Origin of the sequence: Streptomyces sp. WMMB 322, from assembly GCF_900090145.1 — a bacterium.
In the GTDB taxonomy this organism is placed as follows: domain Bacteria; phylum Actinomycetota; class Actinomycetes; order Streptomycetales; family Streptomycetaceae; genus Streptomyces.
Genome location: NZ_FMHI01000001.1, coordinates 1 through 26,528, shown reverse-complemented (window position 1 = coordinate 26,528; position 26,528 = coordinate 1). Strand labels below are relative to the sequence as shown.

Sequence of the window (26,528 nt, the reverse complement as noted above, 5' to 3'; positions counted from 1 at the left end):
CAGTTCAGTCCACAGGGAGAGACCTCTCATGCCCAGCACGAACGACATCCGTAACACCCTCACCGACCCCAAGCCCCTCTACTTCGCCGCCGGAGTCATCGACAAGATCCGCGAGGAGGCTCCGGAGCGCATCGCAGCCGTGCGTGCGACCGACCCGAAGGAAGTACAGGCGCGCTTCTCGAAGCAGGCCAAGGAGACGCAGGCGAAGGTCAGCGAGACCCTGGGCAGCATCGACACGGACATCAAGAAGCTGCGCGAGCAGGCACAGCACTTTGCCCTGCAGAGCGTCGGCATCGCCGCGGAGTACGCGGTCAAGGCCCGCGAGGCTTACGACGAGCTGGCCGACCGTGGCCGCGGCGCCGTGAAGAACTGGCGGAACGAGGAGGCCGGCACGGCCGAGGTGACCGTAGAGCGCGAGCCGGTCAAGGTCGCGGAGCCGCCGGCGACGCCGCGGGGCGGTACGAAGTCCGGGGCGTCCGGCACGGCGCGCACGACCGGCACTGCCGCCAAGTCCGGTACCGGCACTGCCGCCAAGCCCGGTACGGCCGGCACCACCGGCGGCACGAAGAACGGCAAGGCTTCCACCGGAGCGGCCGGCGCCGCCGGGAAGAGCGGCGCTGCCGGCAAGAGCACCACCGGCAGGACCACCACCTCGAAGCCGGGGACGCCGAAGGCCAACGGGAGCACCAACGGCAGCAAGAAGACGCCCCCGCAGTCCGGTTCCTGAGCCCACGCCCGCCCCTTCGCGACCGAGCCGTTCGCCGGGCCGGATTCCCGGTCCGGCGAACGGGTACGGTGGCATGACGAGCGGCGCCACAGCAGGCCGCCGGCCGGCTCGCTCACGGATTACGGACTCGCAGGGATGTGGACGACATGATGCAGGGGTTCCAAGGACTGCTGTGGGTGATTTCCCTGGTCCTGCTGGCGATGGCGGTGTTCGCGTTCATCGACGGCGCAATGCGCAGGACCGACGCCTACCCCGCCGCCGGCAAGCAGACCAAGCCGTTCTGGCTGATCATTCTCGGCCTCACGATCGCCGTGAACATCTACCCGATCGTCTTTCTGCAGATCGCCGGTCTGATCGCCACGATCGTCTACATCGTCGACGTTCGTCCCGCGCTCAAGCAGGTCATGGGCAACGGTCCCCGATGGGGCGGCAGCAGCAGCGACGGTCCCTACGGGCCGTTCAACGGCCGCTGAGCACGGGCCGTCCAGAGGCCCGCAGTGGTCCTGCGACGACACCCGTCCGACCGCACCCCGGAGTTCCGACCGCGCCGTTGAGCTCCAACCGGGCCCTTGAGTTCGCCCGCACCCCGGAGTTCCGACCGCACCCTCGAGACGTGCTGAACGAACGGCACACGCGCTGCGCCCGCGGGCGGGTCCGCACCCCTCCCGCCGGGCACCCGGTCATCTGCGGTCGAGCAGCAACACCGCGACGTCGTCGGTGAGTTCGCCGCCGTTGAGCCGCCGCACGTCCTCCATCGTGGCGTCCAGCAGCCGCTCGCCGTCCGCTCCCTGCGCCATGCGGCCGGTCACGATCTCGATCATCCCGTCCTGGCCGAGACGCTGACGGCCCTCCCCGACACGGCCCTCGATGAGGCCGTCGGTGTACATCAACAGGCTCCAGGAGCCGCCGAGTTCGACCTGACGGCGTGGCCAGCGCGCATTCGGGACGACACCGAGCGCCGGTCCGCTGCAGTCGTACGGCAGCAGCCGCGGCGCCGAACCGCCCGCTCCGGCGACGAGCGGCGAGGGGTGTCCGGCCAGGCAGACCCCGGCCCGCCGCCCGTCGGGAGAGATGTCGACGGTGCAGAGTGTGGCGAAGATCTCATCGTTCGCCCGCTCGTTGTCGAGGACCTTCTGCAGCGTCCCGAGGAGTTCGTCGCCGCAGAGGCCCGCAAAGGTCAGCGCACGCCACGCGATGCGCAACTCGACGCCCAGCGCGGCCTCGTCCGGGCCGTGCCCGCACACGTCGCCGATCATCGCGTGGACGGTGCCGTCGGCGGTGCGGACCGTGTCGTAGAAGTCGCCGCCGAGCAGGGCACGGGACCGGCCGGGGCGGTACCGGGCGGCGAATCGGAGCTCGCTGCCGGACAGCAGGGGCGTCGGGAGCAGCCCGCGCTCCAGACGGGCGTTCTCCTGGGCCCGCAGCCGTGATTCGGTGAGCTGCCGCTGGGCGAGGTCGGAGCGCTTGCGTTCGACGGCGTAGCGGATCGCCCGGTTGAGCAGGCGTCCGTCGAGTTCGTCGCGGAAGAGGTAGTCCTGCGCCCCGACGCGTACGGCTTCGGCTGCACGCTCCGCGTCCGCACCGTCCGTGAGCGCGAGCACCGCGTGCCGGGGCGCGAGCCGCAGCACGTGGCGCAGGATCTCCAGCTCGCCGGTGGCGGCGCCGCTGCCGTCGGAGGCGTCCGTGGCGCCCGCCGCGGGCCCGCTCCCGGCACCCTGGGACCCCGGGCCGGAGGACCCCGCGCCGGAGGCCGCGCCGCCCGGCCCGCCGGGTGCCTGCGCGGCTGCGACAGGGGCCGGCGGGGAACCGGTTGTGCCGGTTCCGCCCGTGGCCTGCGTACCGCCGGTGCCGGTCAGGGCGAGGTCGAGCAGGATGCACTGCACGTCGTCGGTCAGCAGCCGCTCGGCCTCGGTGAGATTGCGGGCCGTACGCACCCTCATGCGCCGGCCGGAGGCCTCGGAGTGCACGTCGCCGGGCAGGTAGCCGCCTCCGGCGTCGAGGATCTCGAGCACGCTCCGGCCGCCGGCGCGGCTGTCCTCGATGACGAGGAGGGTCAGGGGCCCCTTCGCGCTCCCCCCGGCCCGCTCGTGGGATCCGTCGCTCTGCTGTGGTACCGACGCGCGAGGGGGTGCGGGGACAGCGTCCTCACGTGGCACGCCTACGGGCATACGTGGTTCCTTCCCTCCCCCCGAGGGCGCGGTCGTGAGCCAGCCGGCACACCACCAGGCCCGGTGCGGCGGCAGCGCCGGCTTCTGCGCGCCTGCCCACGACCGGACTGTCCAGGGGACCTTAACGCTCCCCCGCGCACGTACGGAATGGCTGGAGGCAATCCACCACTGTCATATGCCCACGGCCTTCGGTGGCTCCGTGCTCATTTGTCCGGACGGACGACGCCCTTGATCACGAGGGAGCCCGCTCCGGCGACGGTGATCTGCCGGCCGGTGCGCGGTGCGTGGACCATCTCGCCGCCGCCCACGTACATCCCGACGTGGCTGGCGTCACGCTTGTAGATGATCAAGTCGCCGGGGCGCATCTTCCTGATCGGCACGCGCTTCAGCTGCTTCCACTGCTCCTGCGAGGTCCGCGGGATCTCCTCACCCGCCGCCTGCCAGGCCCGGAGCGTCAGCCCCGAGCAGTCGAAGGTCCGGGGGCCCTCCGCGCCCCACTCGTAGTCCTTGCCGATCTGGTTCGTGGCGTAGGCGATCGCCCTCTTCCCGGCCTTCGAAGCCTTGCCGGATATCTCGTCGAGGACACCGGACTCCAGCCATTCCGACTGCCGCGCCCGCGCCCCCTCGTCCTCCAGCTCGATGAGGCGCTCCAACTCCTCGGCCGCCAGCCGGGATTCGATCTGCTCGGCCGCCTTCAGATCCTTCTCGATCTTCTTCTTCGCGGCGGCCTTGCGCTTCTTCGCGGCCTCCAGCTTCCGGAGCTTCTCCGAGGCCTCCCCGGCGTACTCGTCCAGCCGGGACTCGGTTTCGGCGAGCGTGCTGAGGACGCCCTTCGCGGCCTGCTGCCCCTTGCGCAGGATCATCGCGTCGTGCATGAACTCCTCGGGGCTGCGGCGCAGGACCAGATGAGCCTCGTCGGGCATTCCGCCGCTCCGGTACTGGGCACGGGCCAGCGCTCCGGCCGTCTTCCTGTACTTCCCGCGCGTCTCCCGCAGCGACTCGATCTTCTCGGTGAGCTCGTCGACGGCCTTCTGCTGCTTCTCGACGCGCTCCTGGGCGCCGTTGTAGGCGTCCGTGGCCGACTCGGCCGCCGCGTGGAGGCGGTCGATCTTCTTGCTGATCTCCTCAAGGCTCCGTGCACCGCCGTCGTCCGGGCGGGGCGCAGCCGCGTACGCGCTTCCGGCCGCGGGCCCCGCCAGCAGCCCCAGCGTGCAGACCGCCACCAGCATCCGGCGCTTCCCCGTCCCGCCCACCTGGCCCCCTCGCCGTAGTACGTCGCCGCGGATCTTCCTCGTTCCGGTCGTGCTCGTGGTCGTGGGTCGTGCCCGTAGCCGCGCTCACGGCCGTGGCTCCGTCACGCCGTCGCATCCGTCGCTCCGTCGCCTCTCGGACGGGGCGCCACGGCGGCCCGGCGGAACCGGCCCTGGCCTACCTCTTCCACCGTCGGCTCCGGTCAACCGCCCCAGACGCGCCGGATGTTGCCACGCACGGACGGATTCCGACAGGGCGGCTGCCGGTCCGCACCTCCCGCACTGGGGGGCGGAATGAGTGGTTCCGAGCGGTGTCCGCGCACGTCACGCGCGGACTGCACACCCGCCCGTACCGGCGGAGAAGGACCTCCGCAACCCGGCGGCGCGACGGAGAGCCGGGCCACTGGGCCGACCGCCGAGGTTCACCGTGCGTTCATTCAGCTTCGTGGGCCGCTTCACCTGATCTGTCTAATTTCAGCCTTACGGAGCGCGAACGTACGCACTCCCGAACCCACAAGAACCGAAACGGCTCGCGCGCCGCCCCCACCGGCGGGCTCCTGGAAGGAACCGAACGAAGTGATGCTTCAGCGCACGAACCGACTGCGCGCCCTCGCTCTCGGCGCCGTCGCGGTCTCCGGCGCCCTGGTACTCACCGCCTGCGGCTCGGACACCAACACCAGCAAGGACGCCCAGAAGGCCGCCGCGAAGATCAAGTGCGACGGCAAGGGCAAGCTGCTCGCGTCCGGCTCCACCGCGCAGAAGAACGCCGTGGACGCATGGGTGAAGAACTACCAGACGGCCTGCAAGGAAACCCAGATCAACTACAAGGACATCGGCTCCGGTGGCGGCATCCAGGAGTGGCTGCAGGGCACCACCGCCTTCGCCGGTTCCGACTCCGCGCTGAAGCCGGAGGAGGTCGCCAAGTCCAAGAAGATCTGCAAGGGCGGCCAGGGCATCAACCTGCCCATGGTCGGCGGCCCGGTCGCGATCTCGTACAACCTGCCCGGTGTCGAGGACCTCGTCCTGGACGCACCCACCATCGCCAAGATCTTCGACTCGAAGATCAAGAAGTGGAACGACCCGGCGATCAAGAAGCTCAACCCCGGGGCGAAGCTTCCGAGCACGGACATCCAGCCGTTCCACCGCTCCGACGAGTCGGGCACCACCCAGAACCTCGGCAAGTACCTGGGCGCCGCCGCCAAGGACGACTGGAAGTACCCGGACGAGAAGTCCTGGCCCGCCAAGGGCGGACAGTCCGCCTCCGGCTCGGCCGGCGTCGCACAGCAGGTGAAGCAGACGGACGGCGCCATCGGCTACTTCGAACTGTCCTACGCCACCGCGAACAACCTCGACACCGTCAAGCTCGACACCGGCGCCAGCAAGCCCGTCGAGGCCACCACGTCGAACGCCTCCAAGGCGATCGCCGACGCCGAGGTCGTCGGCAAGGGCAAGGACCTCGCGCTCGACCTGAACTACGCAACCAAGGCCGAGGGTGCCTACCCGCTGATGCTCGTCACGTACGAGATCGCCTGCGACAAGGGCAATGACAAGAGCTCCCTCGAGGCCACCAAGTCCTTCCTGACCTACACGGCCAGCAAGGACGGGCAGGCCGAACTGGCCGAGCTCGGCTACGCGCCGCTGCCGGACGAGATCGCCGAGAAGGTCCGCAGCACAATCCCGGAGCTCTCCTGACCGCCGCTCCGGCCGGGGCCCCGGACGAACCGGCGGCCGCACCGCACGACGCGTGAACGGCCGGCCCGGCCCCCGGGCCGGCCCCACGCCACGTCCCCACCGGCTCGGCTCCGAGCCGCCCTCCAACCCACCGACCGACACCAGCAACCCATCCGGTGCACCGCCGCCAGGGGACACCTCCCCGACCAGACCGGAGACACCATGGACACCACCAGCACTTCCGAGAAAGCACCGCCGCCCGTCGATCCCGGGGCCGACGGCCCCGCCGCCGGTTCGGCCACCCACATCAAGGGCGCCTCCGTACGCCGGGGCGACAAGGTATTCCTCGGCCTCTCCCGCGGCTCGGGCATCACACTGCTCGTGATCATGGCCGCGATAGCCGGGTTCCTCGCCTACCGCGCCTCCATCGCCGTGTCCAAGAACTCGGTCAACTTCCTGACCGCCTTCGAGTGGAACCCGCAGGGCGACCCGCCGGCGTTCGGCATCGGCATCCTCGCCTTCGGCACCCTGGTCAGCTCGCTCATCGCGATGATCGTGGCCGTACCCGTCGCCGTCGGCATCGCCCTGTTCGTCTCGCACTACGCGCCCCGGCGGCTCGCCGCCCCGCTCGCGTACGTGATCGACCTGCTCGCCGCGGTGCCCTCGATCATCTACGGCCTCTGGGGAGCGCTCTTCCTCGTCCCGTACCTCGACGGGCTCACCCGCTGGCTCGACCAGTTCTTCGGCTGGACAACGGTGTTCGAGATGTCGAACCCCGGCAGTCCGGCCCGTTCGATCTTCACGGTCGGCATCCTGCTCGCCATCATGATCCTGCCGATCATCACCAACGTCTCCCGCGAAGTCTTCCTCCAGGCACCGAAGATGTACGAGGAAGCGGCGCTCGCGCTCGGCGCGACCCGCTGGGAGACGATCCGCACCTCCGTCCTCCCCTTCGGCCGCTCGGGCATCATCTCCGCCTCGATGCTCGGCCTCGGGCGTGCGCTCGGCGAGACCATGGCGGTCGCCACGGTCCTCTCGCCCGGCTTCGTCTTCAGCTGGCACATCCTCGACCCGGGCAGCGGCACCTTCGCGCAGAACATCGCCGCGAAGTTCAACGAGGCGGACGACTTCGGCCGGGACGCGCTGATCGCCTCCGGCCTCGTCCTGTTCGTCATCACACTGCTGGTCAACGGCGCGGCCCGCTGGATCATCGCGCGCCGCAAGGAGTACTCGGGGGCCGACGCATGAGCGACGTACGCACCCGGAACCGCGTGAGCGACGCGCGCACAACCACCCAGCCGCACGCCGACACCACACCCGCACCGCTGACTTGTGCGAGCGGAGAAAGGGGACGGGCATGAGCAACGCCGTTCTCGAGAAGCCGCAGGTCACCGACCCGCCACCGTCCTCCGCGCCGCTGGCACGCAGGCGTCTGCCGCGGTGGTCCCCGATCGTGGTCGCCCTGGTCTCGGTGGGGCTCGCCGTCGGCCTCGGCAACCTGGCCGGATGGGAGAGCCGCACCCAATGGGGCCTGATCGCAGCCCTGTTGTTCGTCGTGATCACCTACGTGCTGACCACCGTGGTCGAAGACCGCCGTCAGGCCCGCGACCGGGTCGCCACCAGCGTCATCTGGGTCTGCTTCGTCGTCGCCGTCGTCCCGCTCGTCTCCCTCTCGTGGACGACGATCAGCCGCGGCGCGAAGCTCCTTGACGGCTACTTCCTCTCCCACTCCATGGGCGGCATGACCAACCTCGAGGAGGGCGGCGGTGTCTACCACGCGCTGCTGGGAACCCTCGAACAGGTCGGCCTGGCCACCCTGATCGCCGCCCCCGTGGGCCTTCTCACCGCGATCTACCTCGTCGAGTACGGGCGCGGCCGGCTCGCCCGCGCGGTCACCTTCTTCGTGGACGTCATGACGGGCATCCCGTCCATCGTCGCGGGCCTGTTCGTACTCGCGTTCTGGAACCTGGGGCTCGGCTTCGGCCCGTCCGGGTTCGCCGGGTCCATGGCGCTGGCGATCCTGATGATGCCGGTCGTGGTCCGCTCCACCGAGGAGATGCTCAAGCTCGTACCGAACGAACTGCGTGAGGCGTCCCTTGCGTTGGGCGTGCCGAAGTGGCGCACGATCCTCAAGGTCGTGCTTCCCACGTCGATCGGCGGCATCGCCACGGGCGTGATGCTCGCGGTCGCCCGCATCACCGGCGAAACGGCGCCCGTGATGCTGCTCGTCTTCGGCAACTCGCTGATCAACCCGAACCCGTTCTCGGGCGCGCAGGAGTCCCTGCCGCTCTACGTCTGGAACCAGTACAAGCTCGGCAACGCGGCGAGCATCGACCGTGCGTGGGCCGGAGCGCTCACGCTCATCGCCTTCGTGATGCTGCTCAACCTGGTGGCCCGCGGCATCGCCCGCTGGAAGGCGCCGAAGGCGGGGGGCCGCTGATGCCCGCTCCCGCTCCCGTACCCGCGCCCGCGCCCGTACGTGCGGAGCGCCCCGGACTCTCGTACTCCCCGCACTCAGAAAGCGACTGACACCATGGCCAAGCGCATCGACGTCAGCGGCCTGACAGCCTTCTACGGCTCGCACCGGGCCATCGACGACATATCCATGAGCGTGGAACCCCGCTCCGTCACCGCCTTCATCGGGCCCTCCGGCTGCGGCAAGTCCACCTTCCTGCGCACCCTCAACCGCATGCACGAGGTCACTCCCGGCGGCCGCGTCGACGGCAAGGTGATGCTGGACAACGAGGACCTGTACGGCTCGCAGGTCGACCCCGTCGCGGTCCGCCGCACCATCGGCATGGTCTTCCAGCGCCCCAACCCGTTCCCCACGATGTCCATCTACGACAACGTGGCGGCGGGCCTTCGGCTGAACGGCCAGAAGAGGAAGCGGGACCTGGACGAGACCGTCGAGCGTTCCCTCAAGGGAGCGAACCTCTGGAACGAGGTCAAGGACCGCCTGAACAAGCCCGGTTCGGGCCTCTCGGGCGGTCAGCAGCAGCGTCTGTGCATCGCCCGCGCCATCGCCGTGCAGCCGCAGGTGCTGCTGATGGACGAGCCCTGCTCGGCGCTCGACCCCATCTCGACGCTGGCGATCGAGGACCTCATCGCGGACCTGAAGGCCGAGTTCACGATCGTCATCGTCACGCACAACATGCAGCAGGCGGCGCGCGTCTCGGACCGCACGGCCTTCTTCAACCTCTCCGCCGTCGGTGAGCCGGGCAAGCTCATCGAGATCGACGAAACCGAGCGGATCTTCTCCAACCCCTCGGTCCAGGCCACGGAGGACTACATCTCCGGCCGCTTCGGCTGAACCGCCGGGAAGCACCGGCCGGGCGGGTCCGCGCCGGACCCGCCCGGAGCGCGCGGTGCTCCCCGCCCGTCCGGCACGTATACGGCCTCGCGGTGCTGCATGGCGGTGCCACCGCAAGGCGGCGGGCTCGTCCCCGACACCACCGGGGGCGAGCCCGCACACGTTCGTCGACCGCGACCGGGCACCGGGCGGAGGTCCGGGCGGAACCGGCGGCTGCGCGACGGCGCCCTCCCGGACCTCCGCCTCAGCCGAAGAACAGCAGGATGAGCCCGTAACAGAGGCCTGCGACGAGTGCCGCTGCGGGCATGGTGATGAACCAGCCCATGACGATGTTCTTCGCCACGCCCCAACGGACCGCCGAGACACGCTTCGTCGCCCCGACGCCCATGATCGCGGAGGTGATGACGTGCGTCGTGGAGATCGGCGCGTCGAAGATGAAGGACGCCGTGTACATCACGGACGCCGCCGTCGTCTCACCGGCGAAGCCCTGCGGCGGATCGAGTTCGATGATCCGGCGCCCCAGCGTCCGCATGATGCGCCAGCCGCCGGCGTACGTACCGAGCGAAAGCATCCCCGCGCAGGCGAACTTGACCCACAGCGGAATGCCCTTGCCCTCCTGCACATCGGCGATGGTCAGCGCCATCACCACGACACCCATCGTCTTCTGCGCGTCCTGCAGGCCGTGCCCGAGCGCCATGCCCGCGGCGGAGACCGTCTGTGCTATGCGGAATCCCTGCTTCGCGCGGTGCGGGTTGGCACGCCGGAAGAGCCACAGAATGGCGACCATCACCAGGTAGCCGAGGAGCATCCCGACGATCGGCGAGATGAACATCGGGAGCACGATCTTCTCGACCACGCCCGTCCAGATGACGGCCGTGCCGCCCGCCAGCGCCGCACCCACCAGTCCGCCGAACAGGGCGTGCGAGGACGAGGACGGCAGCCCGAAGTACCAGGTGATCAGGTTCCACACGATCGCGCCGGCGAGCCCGGCGAAGAGAATGGCCATCCCGTTCGAGCCGTGCGGGGTCTCGATCAGCCCCTTGCTCACGGTGTCCGCGACGCTGCTGCCCATAAAGGCGCCCGCCAGGTTCATCACCGCCGCCATGGCCAGCGCGGCGCGCGGCGTCAGGGCACGGGTGGAGACGGACGTGGCGATGGCGTTCGCCGAGTCGTGGAAACCGTTGGTGTACGTGAAGAAGAGCGCGACCCCGATGGTCACGACCAGAGCGAACGTGTCCACAGGGGGTCAGGACTCCTTGACCGCGATGGTCTCGACCGTGTTCGCGACGTGCTCGAACGCGTCCGCCGCCTCCTCGAGCACGTCCACGACCTGCTTGAGCTTCATGACTTCCATCGCGTCGTACTTGCCGTTGAAGAGGTACGCGAGCAGCTTGCGGTGGATCTGGTCGGCCTGGTTCTCCAGCCGGTTGACCTCGATCCAGTACTCGGTGAGGTGATCCATCGTGCGCAGGTGCGGCATCGCTTCGGCGGTCAGCTCCGCGGCCCGCGCGAGCACCTCGATCTGCTGCTCGATGCCCTTGGGAAGATCCTCGATCTCGTAGAGCACGACAAGATCGACGGCCTCCTCCATGTAATCCATGATGTCGTCGAGCGAGGAGGCCAGCTTGTAGATGTCCTCCCGGTCGAACGGCGTGATGAAGGACGAGTTGAGCTGGTGGAAGATCGCGTGCGTCGCATCGTCGCCCGCGTGTTCCGCCGCCCGCATACGTTCGGCGATCTCTGCGCGAGCGGAGGACTCCGCCCCGAGCAGTTCCATGAGGAGCTTCGAGCCGGTGACGATGTTGTCCGCGGACGCCGCGAACATGTCGTAGAAGCTCGTCTCCCTGGGGGTCAGACGAAAGCGCACTGGAGGTCCTCGGGTGCATCGGAAACGGTGTGGCTGATGCTAAGCACATCATCCGGCCACCGCGAGGCGGCCTCAGACAGTGTCGCCCATGGCTTCCTGTGCCCTGAAGCGCCCTCCCCGAATCCGCTACGATATACCCATGAGGGGTATGTTTTCCCCGGTACCGAGGCAGTTGTCCCACCCCGCTCCGGCTCCCAGGGACCCCACATTTCCGGCCATCGGCACCCTTCACGGACCCCTTTCCGGGGCCGCCCGACGACCATCGGAGGACCCATGACCACATCAGGCGCCTCCGGACTGCCGGGAGCCGCCGACGCACTCGGCGGCACCGGCCCGGACACCCCGTGCTCCGCGCACGCGGCCACCGGCGAACACGGCTACAGCAAGGACAAGGACGCCCACCTCAAGCGGCTCCGCCGCATCGAGGGCCAAGTACGCGGCCTGCAGCGCATGGTCGACGAAGACGTCTACTGCATCGACGTCCTCACCCAGGTCTCCGCATCGACGAAGGCGCTGCAGTCCTTCGCCCTTCAGCTGCTCGAGGAGCACCTTCGCCACTGCGTCGCGCACGCGGCGAAGGAGGGCGGCACGGAGATGGACGCCAAGGTGGAAGAGGCCACAGCCGCCATAGCGCGCCTGCTGCGCACCTGAGCACGGCACCGGGGCACGGACGCGGGCGCGGACGGAACGGGCACCGGGCCGGAACGGGGCAAGGGCAAGGGCAAGGGCAAGGGCAAGGGCAAGGGCAAGGGCAAGGGCAAGCTGACAGCGCGGTGCGGAGGCACCGACAAGGCACGCGCGCGTGCGGCTCTCAGTGACGGATCACACAGGGAACAATCGCGGCGGAGCTCAATTCCCGCTCAGGCACGGACGGCGCGGCTGTCAGCCCCGCTGACCCGACGACTGGGCGGACCGTCCCGGCTGCGCGGACCTGGAGGGCGCCGAGCAGCGCGGCGCAGGACGCGATGCCGCCTTCCACACACCGTCGTCCGCCTCGCCCGGCACCGTGCCGAGGACCTCGTCGATGCGAGCGAGGCTCAGCCGCTCCTCGCCGGCGGCCTCCGCCGCCGAGGCAGCGATCATCAACTCGCCGCACAGCTCGATCTCGGCGAGGGCCACGTGATCCTGGACCACAGAACCCCGCGAACCGCGACCGGGTACACCGGGAACGCCTCCAGGCACACGCACCACCTCCTCATGTATCCCCACAGTAGGGACGGACGCACCCTCCGCACATGGCAATTCCGAACCATTTCGCACTCGTCACCGCAGGCGGAGCGTGCCGTGCGAACCCGGTCCAGGACTCCTAGAACGGCGCGATCTTTCCCGCATAGATGTCGTCCGGTTCCGGCATCTCGACCTTCACGGGAACGCCGTAGCCGTAGAACCACGTTGTCGACGAGACCGCGACTCCACCGCCGGCGCCGCTTCCGGCATCCGCTCCGGAACCGGGCTTCGTCCCCTCCCGGCCGCCCGGCGCACCGCCCGCGAAGGTGAACAGGTGCCGAACCTTCCGAAGGCGCCCCTGCCCATCGATCTGAGCGTCAAACGGGACGACTCTCTCCGGGAATCCGTGCGCCGCCGCCTCCAGTTGCTCCCGCCGGTGTCCGGACGCCGCCCGCGCGGCGGCTGCCAGGTCGAGCGTGCCGCGGTAGCGCCGCAGCACCGTGCCGCCGGCCGTGCGCGTCTTCCCGTCGTACGTCACCTGCCGTGCGCCGCGCAGCAGTTCGGCCGCGCTCACAGGGTCGGTCGCACCGGCCGTGATCAGGTTCCCGTCGGCGAGCGAGTCCGTGTCCACACGCACCCACTTCCCCGCAGGCACGCCGGCACCCCGGTTCTTCATGTAGAGCGCTCCGGGAACGACGATTTCCGTGACGGTGCGGCGCTCACCGGGCCGCGCCCCGGAAGTGCCCTCCGGCAGCCGCACCGTGAGCCTGCCCGCGCCCTTGCCGTAGTCGAATCGGCCCTCACCCTCGACGGCGATACGGGTGCCGCCGCTCGCCATCGACATGGATGTGCGGGTCCGTGAGGTGCCGTACTCGGACAGCGCCTCGGCGGCCTCCCGCACTGCCTCGCGGGGGTCGGACGGGACGGGACGGCGGGGCAGCCCATCCGTCCCGAGGCGCGTCCCGGAGGGGTGGCCGGAGGGAGCGCGTTCACCGGACGCACTCTGCGGGTTCCTGTCACTGGCGACGGCCGTGCCGTCGTCCGTGCACCCTGTGGTCAGCAGCAGCGAAGACCCCACGGCGACCGCCGCGACGAGAGTGACCCACGCGTGCCTGCGGCCCCCCAGCCACTGCGCAACCATCGTCTGCCGGCCCCCAACAAGCATCCTGTCCGCGGGATTCGATCCGTTAACGACAGGCCGGGGCCGACCGTCACGGGGGACGGATACGGTTGGCAGGTGCGAGATCGAGCCGAGCCGGACGAGGACCGCGGGCAGGAAGGACACCGCACCTCGACGGTCGAGCGGGGCGCCTTCTGCCACGCCCGCTGTTCGTGCGGCTGGCTCGGGCCGGCCCGCCGCGCGAGGGACACCTCCCGCGCCGACGGGGAGGAGCACGTCGGGTCGTTCGAGGGCGACCCGGGCCACCGCGTACCGGGGGACGGGGGAGCCGGAGAAGCAGACGTCCTCGGCCCCCGCTGACGCGAGGCGCTCCCGTCCGAACACGATCCGAACGGGCCCAGGTCCGGGCCCAGGAGCAGGTGCAGGGGCAGCGGCAGCTGCAGGGGCAGAGGCCGATGCTCTTCCGGCTAGGCGGCCAAGTCGCTGTCATCGGGGCCGCCGTGGCAGCGCCTCGCAGGCTCGGCGGCACCGGAACCACCGGTCGGACCCTCCACCGAGGGGGCCTCAGCCGGCTGCTCCACCGGCTCCTCCCGCAGCGCCGAGGTCACGTCCTCGGCGCGACGCCCGGGCCCCACCCACACGAGCGCGCCCGCGCGCGGTGAACCGGCGAGCGAGCGCGCGAGCGGAGTCAGTGCCCAACTCGCGCCCGGGGCCAGCAGCAGCGTCATCGCCGCGCCGAGAGCGAGCCCGCCGACCACGTCGGTCGGGTAGTGGACCCCCATGTAGACGCGGCTGAAGCCGGCCAGCACTGCGAGCACGATCCCCAGCAGCCCGTAGCGCCGGTGGACCATGAAGATCCCCACCGCCAGAGCCATGGCCAGCGTGGAGTGGTCGCTGACGAACGAGTAGTCGTCCTTGCCCTGCACGAGCACTTCGAGGCCCTTGTGTTCGAGGAACGGACGGGGTCGCTCCACGAACTCCCTGATCGGGATGTTCACCAGCAGCGCGATTCCGGCAGCCAGCGGCGTCCACATCAGCCCCGCGAAGGCGGAGACCGCCTCCTCGCGCGTTTCCCTGCGGCGGGCCACGCGCCACCATGCGAGGAGCCCCAGCAGCACGAGCCCGGCGATGACGCCGTATTCACCGACGAATCCCATCGCACGGTCCGCCCAACCGGGGGCGGACTCGGCCACGCCGTTGATCTCATAGAGCAGGTCGACATCAGGGTCGTCCCAAACTGCCATCGTGATGCTGACCTCACTCTGCTGTGCTCGTGGTCTCGTGCCGCCGTCGACCCCCGTCGCCCCGTACCCCCGTGGCCCTGATGCGGAAGTGTCTTCCGCTGCCAAGGGAACGCCCGTTGGCGCACTGCTCGTTCCGGGTCTACCGAACGATCACCCGGCTGTTACCGAAGGGTGATCGGTCTTCCCAGCTCAGGAAGTGTCCCTCACGCAGCGTCCTGTCATGGTTACACGATTCCGCACACCACCCTCACGGCTCCAACGGCTGCCACCCGCAGCACACTTGTGCGGTGATGTGACGTGACATCAGCCCTGTCGGTTCACCCGTCGCCGCTCGGCCTCGTGGCTCCGAAGTAGTTCGGGGTGTCGATGGGGTCGAAGCGGATCTTCGCCCCGGTGTAGGGCGCATTGATCATGTGGCCCCCGCCGACGTAGATCCCGACGTGGTCGATGGAGCGCGAGTTGTTCAAGTCGGTGCCGAAGAAGACCAGGTCACCGGGGAGGAGTTCGTTGCGCTTCGGGTGCGGCCCGCTGTTCCACTGGTCGTTGGCCACGCGCGGCAGCTGCACACCCACGCTTCGGTACGCCGCCAGCGTCAGGCCCGAGCAGTCGAACCGGCCGTCCTGCTCCGGCGTCCCGTTGCCGCCCCACAGGTAGGGCGTGCCCAGCTTCTTCTGCGCGTAGTAGATGGCCCCCGCCGCGCGCTTGGACGGATCGACGCGGCCCTTGGTGGAGGCGAAGCTCTGCTCCATCTTCCGGATGGTCGACACGTAGTTCTTCGTCTCGCGGTACGGGGGCACGCCCCCGTACTTGATGACCGCGTACGCACCGGCGTTGTAGGCGGCCAGCATGTTCTCCGTCGGGTCGCCGGGGGCGTCCTTCACGTACGAGGCGAGCTTGCAGTCGTAGCTCGCCGCGGAGGGGATCGCATCCTTCGGGTCCCACACGTCACGGTCCCCGTCGCCGTCGCCGTCGATGCCGTGAGTGGCCCAAGTCCCGGGAATGAACTGGGCGATGCCCTGCGCCTGCGCGCTGCTGCGGGCATCGGTCCGCCAGCCGCTCTCCTGGTAGAGCTGCGCGGCCAGCAGCGCCGGGTTCAGCGCCGGGCACAGCGCGCCCCACTTCTGCACCAAGCCCTGGTACGCCGTCGGAACGGCGCCCTTGGCCAGACCCACGGCCCGTCCGGCGCCGCCCAGATGGGCCGCCGCCACATACGTACCCACGACCAGGAGCGCCATGAAGGCGGCGAACAGCCCTAACCCGCCGCCGACTCCCAGCAGCCAGACCTTCCTGCGACCCGCACCACCACGCACGCGCACTACTCAACCATCCCTCATGCCAGCGTGGTTCACTGCCCATCCCGTCCGACTCATGACAGAATCCGATTGGGCGTAGCGAACACGCGCGCCGTATCCTCACTCAACCTTCATTCCCTTACTGCAGGTTCAATCTCCGACATGGGGCGGTGAGTTCACCATGTTTCTGGCGGCCGACAAGGGCGACATCACCACCATCATCGGCGGAATCGCTCCCGACTGGGGCCCGTTCGGATCGCTGGGCAACGAGGCCCGGGTGATGATCGAGGTGGTGATGGCCATAGCCATCCTGCTCTGCCTCGGGATCGCCATCTGGGGCGCGGCGAAGCAGCGCATCGGCGCCACCGCCCTCCGGGACACCTTCAGCGCCGAGCAGGGCAAGGGCCTCATCGTCGCGGGCCTGACGGGCGTCTTCATCATCGGGTCGCTCGGCACACTCTTCACGATCGTCTACGGAATGGCCGTTTGACCGCACCGGTCTGCCGGCCCCTGACGGCGAACGGACGCCGGGGCACGTCGAGTTCATGCCTTCCGCCGCTGTGCCCGTACGGGCGCCGTGCGACGGGCCCCGCCTCTGCGCGCCGACCACAGCGACGGTGATCCCGGTCACCCCGGAAAGCTCCGCACCGCCCCGACTACCGTGCATTTCCCGCGCCTTGATCCAGCACCACCACCTGACCATCCGGCAGCGTCACTTGGTGCGACGCCACTCGGCGTTCCGTACTGGTGAAGTCCTGGCCCGCCCGAACCTCAGTCAATCCCCTCAGCTGCCGCCGGTTCCAGCCCGTCCTCCGTGCCGCTTCAGCGCCTCGCCGCGGCGACAGCACACCACCCACGTCACAGAACTCCGGAGACGCATGGACATCGTCAACCCCGCCCTCGAGGACTACCTGCTCGCCCACGCCTCCCCCGCCGACGACGTACTCCGTGACCTCGTCGAGGAGACGCACCAGCTGGTTCCGGGCACGACGATGCAGATCTCGCACGACGAGGGCGAGTTCCTCACGATGCTGACCCAACTGACCGGGGTTTCCCTCGCAGTGGAGGTGGGTGTCTTCACCGGCTACTCGTCCATCTGCATCGCCCGCGGCCTCAGCGAGGGCGGGCGCCTGCTGGCGTGCGACGTCTCCGAGGAGTGGACGTCCGTGGCCCGCCGGTACTGGGAACGCGCCGGGCTGACGGACCGCATCGACCTGCGCCTGGCCCCGGCCGACGAAACGCTGCGGGCGCTGCCCACGGATCAGGCAGTCGACTTCGCCTTCATCGACGCCGACAAGACCGGATACCCGGCGTACTACGAGGAGTTGGTTCCGCGGATGCGCCGGGGCGGCCTGATCGTCCTGGACAACGTGCTGCGCGGAGGCCGCGTCGTCGACCCCTCGGCGCAGGACGCCGCGGACCGGGCCATCCGCCAGGTCAACGACACGATCACGGCCGACAGCCGCGTCCAGTCGGTGATGCTTCCGCTGCGCGACGGAGTCACGCTCGTGCGGAAGCGTTGACGGGGCCGGACCGGAGTGCGTGACCGCGTCACGGTATCCACAACCTGTGGACGAAGCCCGCCCCCGCCGGCCGTCCGGCCCGCCCACGGGAATGCGGCGCTCGCCCGACCTTTCCAAGCCGTGAACTCGCGGTAACGCGCGGCCGGTTCGTGCCCCGCCGCACAGCGCCTTCGCGCCTCGCCCGAGGACGAACAGGACGACACCGTCCTGTCACATGCGCGAATCATGCCAAACTCACCGCATGGACCAGCGCACCCACTTCATCACGCTCGCGACGCGGGATCTGGAAGCCGCTCGCCGCTTCTACCGCGACGGCCTCGGCTGGGAACCGCTCGCCGACGTGCCGGAGGAGATCATCTTCTTCCAGACCGGCCCCGGGCTCGTGCTCGGGTTCTTCGACGCCGAGAAGTTCCGCGAGGACATCGCCGGCGCGGTGCCCGACACCAGCACGTCGGGCGTGACGCTGGCCCACAACGTCGACAGCCGGGAAGCGGTGGACAGCGTCGTGAACGCGGCCGTCGCTGCCGGCGCACGCCTGGTCAAGTCCCCGCGACCGGTCCCGGTCTTCAACGGCTACCACGGCCATGTCGCCGACCCCAACGGCGTGATCTGGGAGATCTGCTACAACCCCGGCTGGTCCGTGGACGATTCGGGCCGCGTCCACCTCGGCGCCGCGGAGTAACGGACACTCAGGCGGCCGGAGGGTCAGGCGGCCAGGCGGTTGCGCAGCAGGCGGCCACGCATCAGACGGTCAGGCGTCAGGCGGTCAGGCATCAGACACACGGGGTTCGGGCCGTCAGACACGATTCGGGTCGAACGGGTCCTGCTCGGTGAGCAGTCTGTCGACGCGGGCCCTGTCGACCTTGCTCGTCATCTCTTCCGCCTCCTGCCTGTCGCGGACGCACTTGGCGAGCGTGAAGGCCGACGAGACGACGAAGACGAGACCGAGCCCGAGGAAGGCTCGCTCCCAGGCCCCGACGGGAAGCTTCGCGATCCCTGCGAGAACAGCCGTCAAGGACAGACCGAAGGCAATGGCCGACTGGGCGAAGAAGACTGCAGTCGTGGGCCGTTGAACCGATGGCGTAGTCATGGCAGAAGCATGCCGGGCGGCACGGCGGCGCACCTGAGTAGAACTACTCGGTTCTGCCCGTGTCCATGGGGACCCCGGAGCCTCCGTACGCCCCTGTGCGCGCCCCTGTGGCAGCCGTGACGCCTGCGAGGCGGGAAGTGCCCAGTGAGACGCGGGGGGCAACAGGCGTACCGCATGACAAGACGCTGCGTCACCGGTTGTCCACAGGCCCCCCGTACGGCCAGTGACACAGCTACCTTCGTTTGAGGAGACAATGCACTGACGACAGTTGACTGTGTATGAGGTTCGAGGGGGCACGTCCGGGATGAGCATCGGCGGCGAGGGGTACGGCGAACGCGACCGTACGGGCGACGAGGACACGGCCGGAGGATACGGCCGCGGCCCGGCCGGCCTCACCACGACCCGGACACGGCTTCCGGGCGGCGAGGGCGGCGGGAGACCCCCCGCACGGCCGGGGCGCAGCATCGTCACGATCGTCGGCGTCGTAGTCCTCCTGATCGCGGCGATCGCCTTCGCCAACCAGGGCGGCGACGAGGGAGGCGGCGACTCGGACAGCAAGAAGCCCGGCGAGGCGCAACCGACGGCCCCCACGGGACAGAAACCGGTCAAGGGCGCAAAGGGCGGCATCGCGTCCGGCTTCCCGCAGTCCCAACAGGGCGCGGAAAGCGCAGCGGCGAACTACGCGGTGGCGCTTGTCTCTTCGGACATCATCAAGCCGGGCAAGCGCGACGGGATCATCGAGCAGGTCTTCGTGCCGGACGAGACGGAAACGATGCGGTCCAAAATGGACAAGGCCTACTCGGAGAGCTTCCTGAAAAAGCTTGGGCTCGACGCGGAGGGCAATCCCGAGGAAGACATGACCTACATTTCGCGGACCACTCCGGTCGGCACCAAGTCCGTGAGCTTCGATGAGAGCAGTGCCCAGATGGACGTCTGGTGCACAGGCCTCTACGGCATGGCTGGGCAAGGGTCGAAGAATCCGGTGACCAGCGACTGGTTCACCATGCGACTGGGACTTGAGTGGGTGAACGGCGACTGGAAGGTCAGGACGTTCAAGCAGAAGGACGGTCCCGCACCGGTCGAGGGTGACAACAGGGCATCCGGCGCCGAGGAGATCGCAGATGCGGTCGGCCAGTACGGAGGCTTCACCTATGGGCGCTGAGATCCGCCGTCGTGCCGCGGGCATCGCCACGCTGCTGGCCGGGACGCAGGCGCTCGCTCTGCTGCTGGCGACCCGTGTTTCCGCCGAGCCGAAGCCCGATGAGGACTGTGACCTCATCGTCGGCCCCGCCAAGGAGTACTGCGAAAAAGGCGACGACGGAGGGGGAGGCGGGGGCGCCGTCGATCCGCCCAGCACGCTCGACCCGCTGTCGTCGCTCGCCGAGGGCTGCGCCAAAGCCGCCGCGTGGACCGTCGACAAACTCTCCGAACTCGTCAACAAGACCACGAACGTCGACTTCACGAACCCCGAGTTCCTGCGCCAGTACGCAGTCGTCTTCGCCGCGTCGACGATCCTCACGCTCACCATCTGGCTGCTCGCCGTCGCCAAGCGTGCCATCCGTGGCGTTCCGTTCGTGGAGGCCATGACCGAAGCGATCGGTTTCCTCTGGCTGACCGTCATCGCGTCGGCGTTCACGCCGCTCATCCTCTACACGGTCGTGTCGGCGACGGACGCGGTCACGGACATCGTCGCGGCCGGCACGTCCGATCAGACGGACAAGTTCTTCGGGACGTTCTCCGAAGCGCTGAAGAACGGCGACGACATCGGCGGCGGTCCGATCATGCTGATCGTCGTGTCACTCATCTCCGTGCTCGCTGCGGGTGTCCTCTATCTCGAACTGGTCGTCAGGGCGGCCCTGTTGTACGTCGGCGCGCTGCTCGGTACGGCCGTCTACGCGGGCCTGGTCGACAAGAACATGTGGGGCCACGTCCGCCGCTGGGCCGGGATCATGATCGCGGTCATCCTCGTCAAACCGGTGATCGTGATCGTGCTCGGGCTGGCCGGGGCCCTGTCGTCGTCGGACGGTCCGGACGCGTTCTCGGCGATCGTCTCCGGACTCGCCATCATCGTCCTGGCGATCTTCGCCAGCGCCATGATCTACCGCTTCGTCCCCGGCTTCGGCGACGAGATCGTCAACCACCGCAACTCCTCCCGCGATCCGGCGTCCCGCTCCGCCGCAGCCGTCGTCTCCTCGCCGGCCGCACTCGTACGGCAGGGCATCAACACGCACAGCGCCCGCGGCGGAGGCGGCCAGTCCGGCGGCGGGCAGGGCGGCCCGAAGCAGCAGGCCGCGGGCCAGGTCTCCGGCGGTGTGGCCGCGCACAGCACACGCGGCGGGGGAGGCGGCAGCAGCGAGGCTCCCCGCCCGCAGGCGCCGCCCACCCCCCGCACGTACGACCGTTCCGCACCGAACCGCCCGGCCCGAAGCGGCGGCGGCAACCGCACCGGAGGTGACCGCAGGTGACGACGGCATCCCACACTGCCGCCGCTCCCCGCCGCACGTACATGATCGGCCGGGCGCGGCCCAACGCGGTGATCGGCAAGAACCGGGAGACCGGCGAGATCGGCCTGATCATCACGGGCGCGTTCCTGGGCATGATGAGCGGCCTGCTCATTCCCGTGCTCGCGTTCCGCATCCCTGCCCTCGTCGGCTTCCCGATGCTGGCTCTCGCGGCGATCTACGTGCCGTTCAAGGGCCGCACCTTCTACAAGTGGTTCGAGATCAACCGCTCGTACCGCAGGCTGCTGCGCAGCGGCGGCGCCGTGTACCGCTCGGACGTGGCCGAGGCGGGCACACGCCTGGACGGGCGCGAGGTGGAGGTCGGCCCGCCGCCCGGCGTCGGACGCATCAACTGGCTGACGGCGCCCTTCGGCCCGGACGAGCTGGCGGTGCTGCTGCACGCCGACCGCCGTACGGTCACGGCGTGCATCGAGATCGAGGGGCCGGGCGTGGGGCTCCGCGACAGCGAGGACCAGGAAGCCCTCGTCGACCGCTTCGGCACACTCCTGAAGCATGTGGCCAACGGCGACGGCTTCGTCACGCGCCTGCAGATGCTGGCCCGTACGCTGCCCGCCGATCCGGACGCACACGCCAAAGACGTCGAGCAGCGCGGAGACGACCGTTCCGCCCCCTGGCTGCGCGACTCCTACGACCAGCTCCAGTCGATGGTCTCCACCTCCAGCGAGCAGCACCGCGCCTATCTCGTGGCGTGCATGCACTACGGGCGTGAACTCGCTGCGGAAGGAGCCACGATCGCCAAGGCGGCACAGCGCTCCGTGGGCCGTTCCGGCAGGAAGCTGACGAAGGACGAGGGCCTGGCGATCATCATGGCCCGTGAACTGACCGACATCTGCGCCCGGTTGACGGAGGCCGACATCCGCGTGCGTCAGCCGCTCGGACAGGCCCGTCTGGCTTCGCTGATCCACTCCATGTACGACCCGGACCACCCCATCGACCATCTCCAGGCCATGTCGAAGCGCAATGCCTGGCCGGCCGAGCTGGACGCGATGGAGCCGACGTACCTCCAGGCCAAGACACGCGAGTCCACGACCCGCGCACCGTGGTGCCATTCGACGGCGTGGGTGAAGGAATGGCCGATGACACCCGTCGGCGTCAACTTCCTCGCCCCGCTGCTCGTTCACACCCCGGACGTGATCCGAACGGTGTCGGTGACGATGGATCTGGAGCCCACGGAGCTGGCAATCGAGCGGATGCTCACCGAGAAGACCAACGACGACGCGGAGGCCAGCCGCCAGGCGAAGATGAACCGCACCATCGACCCTCGCGACATCGCCGCGCACGGCCGCGTCGACCAGCGGGGCGAGGACCTGGCGTCGGGCGCTGCGGGAGTCAACCTCGTCGGTTACATCACCGTCTCCTCGCGCTCGGCGGATTCGCTGGCCCGTGACAAGCGCACGATCCGCGCCTCGGCCGGAAAGAGCTACTTGAAGCTCGAGTGGTGCGACAGGGAGCATCACCGGGCATTCGTCAACACACTGCCGTTCGCGACCGGTATCCGCCGCTGAGGAGGACGCGCAACATGATCAACGGCCGCTGCCCGCACGGCAGTTGTCCGGCACGGCCGCGACGGTGGGTCCTGGACCACCGCAGGCCCGCCGGTGCACCGCACTTCGTCCGGACCGCGGCATCCGCGACGTCTCCGACCGGCATGCGCCGCGGAAGGGGCTGAAGGATCTCCCATGGCCGCGCTCGATCCGCTCACAGCAATCACCGACGCCTTCACCAGTTTCCTCTTCGGCAAGACGGAGACGACGAGGCTGCCCGTGCGCACCTCCACGGGTCAGGCCCAGGCCGTGTATCTGCCCACGGCCGCTCCCGGCCTGGGCGACTCCGGCGTCATCATCGGACGCGAGGTCTACAGCGGGAAGGGATACATATACGACCCCTTCCAGCTCTACGGACAGCAACTTCCCGCCCCGCACTGGCTGGTGCTGGGCGAGTCGGGAAACGGCAAGTCGGCGCTCGAGAAGACGTACGTGCTGCGTCAGCTCCGCTTCCGCGACCGCCAGGTGGTGGTGCTCGACGCGCAGGGCGAGGACGGCGTCGGCGAATGGAACCTCATCGCCGAGGAGATGGGCATCACCCCCATCCGTCTCGACCCCACGGCAGCCCTCAACCAGGGCATCCGTCTCAACCCGCTCGACCCGTCCATCACCACCACCGGGCAGCTGGCCCTGCTCCGTACGATCATCGAAGTCGCCCTGGGCCACGGCCTGGACGAGCGCTCGGGCTTCGCGTTGAAGGTGGCTCACAGCTACGTCAACGAGACAACGGCCGGCCGCCAGCCCGTCCTCACCGACATCGTCGAGCGGCTCCGCCACCCCAAGCCGGAGTCGGCGGAAGCGATGAACGTCGCCCTCGACGACGTACGGGCCTGGGGCCTGGACGTCGCCCTCGTCCTGGACCGGCTGGTCGACGGCGACCTGCGCGGCATGTTCGACGGCCCGACGACGGTCGGCATCGACCTCGACGCTCCGCTGATCGTCTTCGACCTCTCCCACATCGACCGCAACTCGATCGCCATGCCGATCCTGATGGCCATCGTCGGCGTCTGGCTGGAGCACACCTGGATCAGGCCGGACCGGAAGAAGCGCATCTTCCTGGTGGAAGAGGCCTGGCACATCATCAACAGCCCGTTCGTGGCTCAGCTCTTCCAGCGCCTCCTGAAGTTCGGCCGCCGACTGGGGCTGTCCTTCGTGGCGGTGGTGCACCATCTCTCCGACGTGGTCGACGGTGCCGCGGCACGAGAGGCCGCCGCGATCCTCAAGATGGCCTCTACACGGACCATTTACGCGCAGAAGGCCGACGAGGCGCGGGCCACGGGCAAGGTACTCGGCCTGCCGAGATGGGCGGTCGAGATCATCCCCACCCTCTCGCCGGGCATCGCCGTATGGGACGTCAACGGCAACGTGCAGGTCGTGAAGCACCTGGTGACGGAAGCGGAACGGCCGCTGGTCTTCACCGACCGCGCCATGACGGAGGCGTCGTCCGCCCCCGAGAACTTCGACGCGTCGCTGGAGGCCGACCTGGAGGCAGAGGCGGAGGCCCGCGCCCTCGCCATCGAGCATCCGCCGTCCTCCAACTCGACCGTCGCCTAGCCATGCCGTACAACCACGACCACGGATACGGCCAAGATCACCCGCACGGCGAACGCTTCGAGGACGGCCCACGCCATCCGCACGGCCCGTCACCCTCCCCTCGCCGCGGCCCGTCCCGCGGCGGGGCGGGCGGAGGCGGCATCCCGGACGGCCTTCTGCTCAGTGTGCTCGCGCTGCTCCTCGGCACCACCGTCCTCACCTGGACCGCGACCGGCATCGCGGGTCTCCTCGCCCACGGCTCCTGGCCAGAGGGCGTCTCCTTCACCCGTACGCCCATGGCCGTGCGCGACCTGGCGGCAGATCCGAAAGACCTCGCCGGCGCCTGGCCGCAGGTGAACCCGTCACAGCTGTCCGGATACGGGCTCTTCTGGGGGCTGCTCATCGGGCAGCTGCTGATACTGGCCGTCCTCACCGTCTTCGCCGTCGGCACCGTCACCCGCGCCCGCGCGGTACGCGCCGCCCGTCGAGCCCGGGGCGATGCCGCACGCGCCGCGGAAGCCTCCGAGCCCGACACGCACGTACGGACCCGGACGTCCCGGAAACCGACTCCTCCAGGGGAGTTCACAGAGCCCGTGACGGCATCGCCCACGCAGCCCACCCCCGCTACCGCACCGCTCGCCGCAAGGCTCGGCAAGCCGGCGCAGAACCACGCCGACGGCGCAGATTCCGACGACCGCGACGACCTGGCAGCGACCACCCGGGTACAGGACGCCCCGGGAGCCGTGCTCGTCGCCACAGTCGACCCAGCTCTGTGGCGGGCGACCAAGGACTCCCGGGCGAAGCTCGGTCCCGTCCACCTCTTCGACCCCGGCCAGCTCTGCGACACACCCGACCGCCTGCGCTGGTCCCCGCATCACGGATGCTCCGACCGGGCCACCGCGGCGGCACGTGCCACAGCACTCCTCGCACCGCTGCGCCCCTCGCGTCCCATCGACGCCGAGATGCACTCCGCGGCCGAGACTCTCCTGCGCTCATGGCTCCATGCCGCCGCCCTCGACGACCGGCCGTTCCGCGAAGTGCATCGCTGGGCCCACGCAAAGACGGCGCCGACCGACCCCGTTCAGACACTCCGCACCCACCCCAAGGCGTCGCCCGGGGTCGCCGGTGAACTCGAAGCCACCCTCACCGGTCATCCCGAACGCCGCAGACACGCCATGGAGCTGGTACGCCGGGTACTCTCCCCGCTTTCGCAGCTCCACATCCGCAACGCTTGCACGGCCTCGAGAGCTGATCGGATCGCGCTGGAATCGTTCATCGACGAGACGGGAACGCTCTATGTGGTGGGCGACGACCCCGAGTTGATGCCCATCCTCAACGCACTTGCCCAGAGCGTGGCCGAGCACGGCCGGCGCATGGCCGCACGGTCATCCCCCGGTCGGCTCGGCCCACCACTCACGACGATCCTCCAGCTCCCCGTCTAGCGCTGCGGTTCCCAAGAGGCCTGCTCTCGGAGCAGTTTGCCGGCGACAGACCCGCGGTTGGCCCCTGCACGGCCCGATTTGCTCACTCACGCGGCGTCGGCGGGCACCGACTTGTTGTGCTCAGCACTTCGAAGGTCACTTATCGGACGGCCGCACCCGGGCTTCTCCGGGAAGAGCGAGGCGGCAACTCCCGCACCATCTCGAATTCTTTCAGCACCGGCGCCTTCGGATCGCTCACGAACCCGCCCGTGCGCACATACCCGATCTTCCGGTAGAAACCCTCGGCTCTCGGATTGTGTTCATGGACGTGCAGCAACATCCGCTTCACACGCGGCCGTTCACATGCCCAGTCCTCCACCGCCTGGAACAACTGCGCCGCCAGCCCCGACCCCCTGTGCGCCGGTCGCACGTAGACACCCACCACGTGCGCACTCTCGCCCTCGTCCAGCACAGTCGCACTCCCGACCCAGCGTCCCTCCTCCTCGTCCTCTCCGACGAAGGTCTCCGCCAGCGAGCCCTGCGTTCCCTGCGCTGCGCGGCGACGCCAGAAGTCGTCGCCCCGCAGGGAGCTCAACTCGTACGTTTCGTTGAAGGCCACCGACGCCACAGGGTCGGCGAGTGCGGCGAGCCGCAACTCACGCAGCAACGCCCAGTCCTCGGCCAGCACCGCCCGGATCTTGTACGCCATCCCCCGATACTGCCGCAACAGTGCAGGCACCAGTACTGATTACCGCTGCTCTTGGTACGAAGCGGCGGGGCCGGCGCCCCACGCCGACCCCGCCGTTGCACTCCCAGACTCTTCGCATTCCCCTACTTGGGCCTCACATGCACGCCCCCACTGATCCTCCGTCATGTGGGCATGAAGAAGCCCCGTTGGTGTGGTGGCTGTGCCACCCTCCAACGGGGCTTCTCCTACTAAGAGTTCGGCGGTGTCCTACTCTCCCACACGCTCCCGCATGCAGTACCATCGGCGCAGTAAGGCTTAGCTTCCGGGTTCGGAAAGTAACCGGGCGTTTCCCTCACGCTATGACCACCGAAACACACCCCCCACACATGGC

General features: G+C 69.3%; 26 protein-coding genes and 1 rRNA gene. 16 read left to right on the top strand and 11 right to left on the bottom strand.

Features of this window, described 5'->3' with window-relative positions:
• Positions 1 to 28 precede the first annotated feature (28 nt).
• On the top strand, positions 29 to 727 hold the full coding sequence (locus H180DRAFT_RS00135) for a hypothetical protein (RefSeq protein ID WP_074466529.1): 699 nt from the start codon (positions 29 to 31) through the stop codon (positions 725 to 727).
• 146 nt (positions 728 to 873) lie between these two features.
• Entirely contained in the window at positions 874 to 1,200 is a 327-nt protein-coding gene (locus H180DRAFT_RS00130; protein ID WP_055484406.1) for a DUF2516 family protein, read from the top strand.
• Between the two features lie 207 nt (positions 1,201 to 1,407).
• On the opposite strand, the gene H180DRAFT_RS00125 is transcribed toward H180DRAFT_RS00130, so the two are convergent.
• Positions 1,408 to 2,895, bottom strand: a complete 1,488-nt coding sequence (locus H180DRAFT_RS00125; protein ID WP_055483910.1) for a PP2C family protein-serine/threonine phosphatase — start codon at positions 2,893 to 2,895, stop codon at positions 1,408 to 1,410.
• A 203-nt stretch (positions 2,896 to 3,098) separates the two neighbouring features.
• Complete coding sequence (locus H180DRAFT_RS00120) at positions 3,099 to 4,148, bottom strand: C40 family peptidase (RefSeq protein ID WP_368073097.1); 1,050 nt, start codon at positions 4,146 to 4,148, stop codon at positions 3,099 to 3,101.
• Between the two features lie 573 nt (positions 4,149 to 4,721).
• On the opposite strand from H180DRAFT_RS00120, the gene pstS reads away from it, so the two are divergent.
• From pstS to pstB, 4 genes are all read left to right on the top strand, one after another.
• Entirely contained in the window at positions 4,722 to 5,837 is a 1,116-nt protein-coding gene (pstS, locus tag H180DRAFT_RS00115) for a phosphate ABC transporter substrate-binding protein PstS (RefSeq protein ID WP_055483908.1), read from the top strand.
• Positions 5,838 to 6,038: 201 nt separating this feature from the next.
• On the top strand, positions 6,039 to 7,064 hold the full coding sequence (pstC, locus tag H180DRAFT_RS00110; protein ID WP_074466528.1) for a phosphate ABC transporter permease subunit PstC: 1,026 nt from the start codon (positions 6,039 to 6,041) through the stop codon (positions 7,062 to 7,064).
• Between the two features lie 109 nt (positions 7,065 to 7,173).
• Positions 7,174 to 8,256, top strand: a complete 1,083-nt coding sequence (gene pstA, locus H180DRAFT_RS00105; protein ID WP_055483907.1) for a phosphate ABC transporter permease PstA — start codon at positions 7,174 to 7,176, stop codon at positions 8,254 to 8,256.
• Between the two features lie 93 nt (positions 8,257 to 8,349).
• Entirely contained in the window at positions 8,350 to 9,126 is a 777-nt protein-coding gene (gene pstB / locus H180DRAFT_RS00100; protein ID WP_055483906.1) for a phosphate ABC transporter ATP-binding protein PstB, read from the top strand.
• 244 nt (positions 9,127 to 9,370) lie between these two features.
• Here the strand turns inward: pstB and H180DRAFT_RS00095 are convergent, their stop codons facing one another.
• Both H180DRAFT_RS00095 and H180DRAFT_RS00090 read right to left on the bottom strand, forming a co-directional pair.
• Entirely contained in the window at positions 9,371 to 10,366 is a 996-nt protein-coding gene (locus H180DRAFT_RS00095) for an inorganic phosphate transporter (protein WP_055483905.1), read from the bottom strand.
• Between the two features lie 6 nt (positions 10,367 to 10,372).
• Positions 10,373 to 10,993: a DUF47 domain-containing protein gene (locus H180DRAFT_RS00090; RefSeq protein ID WP_055483904.1), complete on the bottom strand. Its 621-nt coding sequence runs from the start codon at positions 10,991 to 10,993 to the stop codon at positions 10,373 to 10,375.
• 273 nt (positions 10,994 to 11,266) lie between these two features.
• Here H180DRAFT_RS00090 and H180DRAFT_RS00085 point away from each other — a divergent pair, with 273 nt between their 5' ends.
• On the top strand, positions 11,267 to 11,644 hold the full coding sequence (locus H180DRAFT_RS00085; protein WP_055483903.1) for a metal-sensitive transcriptional regulator: 378 nt from the start codon (positions 11,267 to 11,269) through the stop codon (positions 11,642 to 11,644).
• A gap of 231 nt (positions 11,645 to 11,875) precedes the next feature.
• On the opposite strand, the gene H180DRAFT_RS00080 is transcribed toward H180DRAFT_RS00085, so the two are convergent.
• Both H180DRAFT_RS00080 and H180DRAFT_RS00075 read right to left on the bottom strand, forming a co-directional pair.
• Positions 11,876 to 12,127: a hypothetical protein gene (locus tag H180DRAFT_RS00080; RefSeq protein ID WP_107097533.1), complete on the bottom strand. Its 252-nt coding sequence runs from the start codon at positions 12,125 to 12,127 to the stop codon at positions 11,876 to 11,878.
• A 172-nt stretch (positions 12,128 to 12,299) separates the two neighbouring features.
• Complete coding sequence (locus H180DRAFT_RS00075) at positions 12,300 to 13,301, bottom strand: SCO4651 family lipoprotein (protein WP_055483902.1); 1,002 nt, start codon at positions 13,299 to 13,301, stop codon at positions 12,300 to 12,302.
• Between the two features lie 96 nt (positions 13,302 to 13,397).
• Between H180DRAFT_RS00075 and H180DRAFT_RS00070 the strand changes: the two genes are divergently transcribed.
• Complete coding sequence (locus H180DRAFT_RS00070) at positions 13,398 to 13,640, top strand: hypothetical protein (RefSeq protein ID WP_055483901.1); 243 nt, start codon at positions 13,398 to 13,400, stop codon at positions 13,638 to 13,640.
• Between the two features lie 107 nt (positions 13,641 to 13,747).
• Here H180DRAFT_RS00070 and H180DRAFT_RS00065 read toward each other — a convergent pair whose 3' ends face one another.
• Together H180DRAFT_RS00065 and H180DRAFT_RS00060 are read right to left on the bottom strand one after the other, a co-directional pair.
• Positions 13,748 to 14,524 (bottom strand): phosphatase PAP2 family protein, encoded by a 777-nt coding sequence (locus H180DRAFT_RS00065; protein ID WP_055483900.1) that lies wholly within the window; start codon positions 14,522 to 14,524, stop codon positions 13,748 to 13,750.
• Positions 14,525 to 14,841: 317 nt separating this feature from the next.
• Positions 14,842 to 15,759, bottom strand: a complete 918-nt coding sequence (locus H180DRAFT_RS00060) for a C40 family peptidase (protein ID WP_079099792.1) — start codon at positions 15,757 to 15,759, stop codon at positions 14,842 to 14,844.
• Between the two features lie 238 nt (positions 15,760 to 15,997).
• On the opposite strand from H180DRAFT_RS00060, the gene H180DRAFT_RS00055 reads away from it, so the two are divergent.
• The 3 genes from H180DRAFT_RS00055 to H180DRAFT_RS00045 all read left to right on the top strand — a co-directional run bounded on the left by H180DRAFT_RS00055 (position 15,998) and on the right by H180DRAFT_RS00045 (position 18,021).
• Positions 15,998 to 16,306: a hypothetical protein gene (locus tag H180DRAFT_RS00055; RefSeq protein ID WP_016910415.1), complete on the top strand. Its 309-nt coding sequence runs from the start codon at positions 15,998 to 16,000 to the stop codon at positions 16,304 to 16,306.
• 388 nt (positions 16,307 to 16,694) lie between these two features.
• A complete protein-coding gene (locus tag H180DRAFT_RS00050) occupies positions 16,695 to 17,339 on the top strand; it encodes an O-methyltransferase (RefSeq protein ID WP_055483899.1) in 645 nt (214 codons plus the stop codon).
• A gap of 241 nt (positions 17,340 to 17,580) precedes the next feature.
• Positions 17,581 to 18,021, top strand: a complete 441-nt coding sequence (locus tag H180DRAFT_RS00045; RefSeq protein ID WP_055483898.1) for a VOC family protein — start codon at positions 17,581 to 17,583, stop codon at positions 18,019 to 18,021.
• A gap of 114 nt (positions 18,022 to 18,135) precedes the next feature.
• Here the strand turns inward: H180DRAFT_RS00045 and H180DRAFT_RS00040 are convergent, their stop codons facing one another.
• Positions 18,136 to 18,429: a YiaA/YiaB family inner membrane protein gene (locus H180DRAFT_RS00040; protein ID WP_055483897.1), complete on the bottom strand. Its 294-nt coding sequence runs from the start codon at positions 18,427 to 18,429 to the stop codon at positions 18,136 to 18,138.
• A gap of 304 nt (positions 18,430 to 18,733) precedes the next feature.
• On the opposite strand from H180DRAFT_RS00040, the gene H180DRAFT_RS00035 reads away from it, so the two are divergent.
• The 5 genes from H180DRAFT_RS00035 (at position 18,734) to H180DRAFT_RS00015 (ending at position 25,470) form a co-directional block, all read left to right on the top strand.
• Positions 18,734 to 19,591 (top strand): DUF8175 domain-containg protein, encoded by an 858-nt coding sequence (locus H180DRAFT_RS00035; protein ID WP_055483896.1) that lies wholly within the window; start codon positions 18,734 to 18,736, stop codon positions 19,589 to 19,591.
• Positions 19,581 to 20,894, top strand: coding sequence for a hypothetical protein (locus tag H180DRAFT_RS00030; protein WP_055483895.1), 1,314 nt, complete (start codon positions 19,581 to 19,583; stop codon positions 20,892 to 20,894). The genes H180DRAFT_RS00035 and H180DRAFT_RS00030 overlap by 11 nt, the downstream gene beginning before the upstream one ends.
• Positions 20,891 to 22,456, top strand: a complete 1,566-nt coding sequence (locus H180DRAFT_RS00025) for an SCO6880 family protein (protein WP_055483894.1) — start codon at positions 20,891 to 20,893, stop codon at positions 22,454 to 22,456. Before H180DRAFT_RS00030 ends, H180DRAFT_RS00025 begins: the two co-directional genes overlap by 4 nt.
• A gap of 174 nt (positions 22,457 to 22,630) precedes the next feature.
• A complete protein-coding gene (locus H180DRAFT_RS00020; protein WP_055483893.1) occupies positions 22,631 to 24,049 on the top strand; it encodes an ATP-binding protein in 1,419 nt (472 codons plus the stop codon).
• Between the two features lie 2 nt (positions 24,050 to 24,051).
• Positions 24,052 to 25,470, top strand: a complete 1,419-nt coding sequence (locus H180DRAFT_RS00015; RefSeq protein ID WP_254665803.1) for a hypothetical protein — start codon at positions 24,052 to 24,054, stop codon at positions 25,468 to 25,470.
• A gap of 139 nt (positions 25,471 to 25,609) precedes the next feature.
• On the opposite strand, the gene H180DRAFT_RS00010 is transcribed toward H180DRAFT_RS00015, so the two are convergent.
• A complete protein-coding gene (locus tag H180DRAFT_RS00010) occupies positions 25,610 to 26,158 on the bottom strand; it encodes a GNAT family N-acetyltransferase (RefSeq protein WP_055483892.1) in 549 nt (182 codons plus the stop codon).
• A gap of 233 nt (positions 26,159 to 26,391) precedes the next feature.
• A 5S ribosomal RNA gene (gene rrf / locus H180DRAFT_RS00005) occupies positions 26,392 to 26,508 on the bottom strand.
• Positions 26,509 to 26,528: the final 20 nt, after the last annotated feature.

What these genes read in the sequence shown, in the direction of transcription:
- H180DRAFT_RS00060 (WP_079099792.1), bottom strand. Translation starts at nt 15,759, where the DNA reads ATGGCGCTCCTGGTCGTGGGTACGTATGTGGCGGCGGCCCATCTGGGC.
- pstB (WP_055483906.1), top strand. Translation starts at nt 8,350, where the DNA reads ATGGCCAAGCGCATCGACGTCAGCGGCCTGACAGCCTTCTACGGCTCG.
- H180DRAFT_RS00010 (WP_055483892.1), bottom strand. Translation starts at nt 26,158, where the DNA reads ATGGCGTACAAGATCCGGGCGGTGCTGGCCGAGGACTGGGCGTTGCTG.
- pstA (WP_055483907.1), top strand. Translation starts at nt 7,174, where the DNA reads ATGAGCAACGCCGTTCTCGAGAAGCCGCAGGTCACCGACCCGCCACCG.
- H180DRAFT_RS00020 (WP_055483893.1), top strand. Translation starts at nt 22,631, where the DNA reads ATGGCCGCGCTCGATCCGCTCACAGCAATCACCGACGCCTTCACCAGT.
- H180DRAFT_RS00075 (WP_055483902.1), bottom strand. Translation starts at nt 13,301, where the DNA reads ATGGTTGCGCAGTGGCTGGGGGGCCGCAGGCACGCGTGGGTCACTCTC.
- pstC (WP_074466528.1), top strand. Translation starts at nt 6,039, where the DNA reads ATGGACACCACCAGCACTTCCGAGAAAGCACCGCCGCCCGTCGATCCC.
- H180DRAFT_RS00065 (WP_055483900.1), bottom strand. Translation starts at nt 14,524, where the DNA reads ATGGCAGTTTGGGACGACCCTGATGTCGACCTGCTCTATGAGATCAAC.
- H180DRAFT_RS00125 (WP_055483910.1), bottom strand. Translation starts at nt 2,895, where the DNA reads ATGCCCGTAGGCGTGCCACGTGAGGACGCTGTCCCCGCACCCCCTCGC.
- H180DRAFT_RS00040 (WP_055483897.1), bottom strand. Translation starts at nt 18,429, where the DNA reads ATGACTACGCCATCGGTTCAACGGCCCACGACTGCAGTCTTCTTCGCC.
- H180DRAFT_RS00135 (WP_074466529.1), top strand. Translation starts at nt 29, where the DNA reads ATGCCCAGCACGAACGACATCCGTAACACCCTCACCGACCCCAAGCCC.
- H180DRAFT_RS00050 (WP_055483899.1), top strand. Translation starts at nt 16,695, where the DNA reads ATGGACATCGTCAACCCCGCCCTCGAGGACTACCTGCTCGCCCACGCC.
- H180DRAFT_RS00030 (WP_055483895.1), top strand. Translation starts at nt 19,581, where the DNA reads ATGGGCGCTGAGATCCGCCGTCGTGCCGCGGGCATCGCCACGCTGCTG.
- H180DRAFT_RS00035 (WP_055483896.1), top strand. Translation starts at nt 18,734, where the DNA reads ATGAGCATCGGCGGCGAGGGGTACGGCGAACGCGACCGTACGGGCGAC.
- H180DRAFT_RS00045 (WP_055483898.1), top strand. Translation starts at nt 17,581, where the DNA reads ATGGACCAGCGCACCCACTTCATCACGCTCGCGACGCGGGATCTGGAA.
- H180DRAFT_RS00015 (WP_254665803.1), top strand. Translation starts at nt 24,052, where the DNA reads ATGCCGTACAACCACGACCACGGATACGGCCAAGATCACCCGCACGGC.
- H180DRAFT_RS00055 (WP_016910415.1), top strand. Translation starts at nt 15,998, where the DNA reads ATGTTTCTGGCGGCCGACAAGGGCGACATCACCACCATCATCGGCGGA.
- H180DRAFT_RS00085 (WP_055483903.1), top strand. Translation starts at nt 11,267, where the DNA reads ATGACCACATCAGGCGCCTCCGGACTGCCGGGAGCCGCCGACGCACTC.
- H180DRAFT_RS00130 (WP_055484406.1), top strand. Translation starts at nt 874, where the DNA reads ATGATGCAGGGGTTCCAAGGACTGCTGTGGGTGATTTCCCTGGTCCTG.